Raw genomic sequence first — 1,477 nt, 5'->3', positions numbered from 1 at the left:
GTCGGCGCGGGCTGCGGGTCGTCGGGTGCTGGCGGTGGTGCGGGGTACGGCGGTCAATCAGGACGGTGCGTCGAACGGTTTGACGGCGCCGAACGGTCCGTCGCAGCAGCGGGTGATCCGGGCCGCGTTGGCGCAGGCGGGCCTGTCGGCGTCCGACGTGGACGTGGTCGAGGCGCACGGCACCGGCACGACGCTCGGTGACCCGATCGAGGCCCAGGCGCTGCTGGCGACGTACGGGCAGGACCGGGACGGCGGCGAGCCGTTGTGGCTGGGGTCGGTGAAGTCCAACATCGGGCACACGCAGGCCGCGGCCGGTGTCGCGGGCATCATCAAGATGATTCTCGCGATGCGGCACGGTGTGCTGCCCGCGACGCTGAACGCCGACGAGCCGTCCCCGCACGTGGACTGGGCGTCCGGCGCCGTCGAGCTGCTGACGGAGTCCCGGCCGTGGAACCCCGGGGACCGCCCGCGCCGGGCCGGCATCTCGTCGTTCGGCATGAGCGGCACGAACGCGCACGTGATTCTGGAGGAGCCCCCGGCGACCGAGCCCGTGTCCGCGCCGGTGCCGACGCGGTTGCCGATCGTGCCGGTGGTGCTCTCCGGTCACACCTCCGAGGCTCTGCGGGCTCAGGCCGCGCGCATGTTGGCCTCCGCCGGAGAAGGCGGGGACCCGGCGGTGGCGCTCGGCGCCGCCGCGATCCGGCGTGCTGCGTTGGCTCACCGGGCGGTGGTCCTCGCCGGTGGGACCGGTGAGTTGATCGGTGGCCTGGGCGCGGTAGCTTCCGGTGCGGGTGGTCTGACGGGTGTTGCGGGTTCTGGTCGGGTGGCGTTCCTGTTCACGGGGCAGGGTGCGCAGCGTGCGTCGATGGGCCGGGGGTTGTACGAGGCTTTCCCGGTCTTTGCGGACGCGTTCGACCAGGTGGCGTTGCACCTGGATGCTCACTTGGACCGGCCGTTGGCGGAGGTGTTGGCGGACGAGGAGTTGATCCACCGGACGGGGTATGCGCAGCCGGCGTTGTTCGCTGTCGAGGTGGCGTTGCATGCGCTGCTGTCGCACTGGGGTGTGCGGGCGGACGTGCTGGTGGGGCATTCGATCGGTGAGGTTGCTGCCGCGCATGTGGCCGGGGTGCTGTCGCTCGGTGATGCGGCGGCGTTGGTCGTGGCCCGGGGCCGACTGATGCAGGCCCTTCCGTCGGGTGGGGCGATGCTTGCGGTGGGTGCTTCCGAGGCGGAGGTGCTGGCGGCGTTCCCGGACGTGGACGTCGCGGTGGTGAACGGCCTGTCCTCGGTCGTCGTGGCCGGGCTGGCAGCCGAGATCGACGCCGTCGCGGAGGCTGCGGGCGGGCGGGGTTGGAAGTCCAGCCGTCTGCGGACCAGTCACGCGTTCCACTCCCGGTTGATGGAGCCGATGTTGGAGGACTTCCGCGCCGTGGTGCGTGGGTTGTCCTTCGCCGAGCCTTCGGTCCCGGCGGTTTCG

At 71.9% G+C, this 1,477-nt stretch carries 1 protein-coding gene; it reads left to right on the top strand.

The genetic code is table 11. The annotated features are described in order from the left end of the window. On the top strand, positions 1 to 1,477 hold a 1,477-nt coding region (locus PUR61_RS01795), incomplete at both ends, for an acyltransferase domain-containing protein (RefSeq protein WP_443035106.1).

Origin of the sequence: Streptomyces sp. BE20, assembly GCF_036322525.1 — a bacterium.
Lineage (GTDB): Bacteria > Actinomycetota > Actinomycetes > Streptomycetales > Streptomycetaceae > Kitasatospora.
Note: the sequence above shows the minus strand (reverse complement) of the source record. Positions and strands in the feature narration are given on the sequence as shown.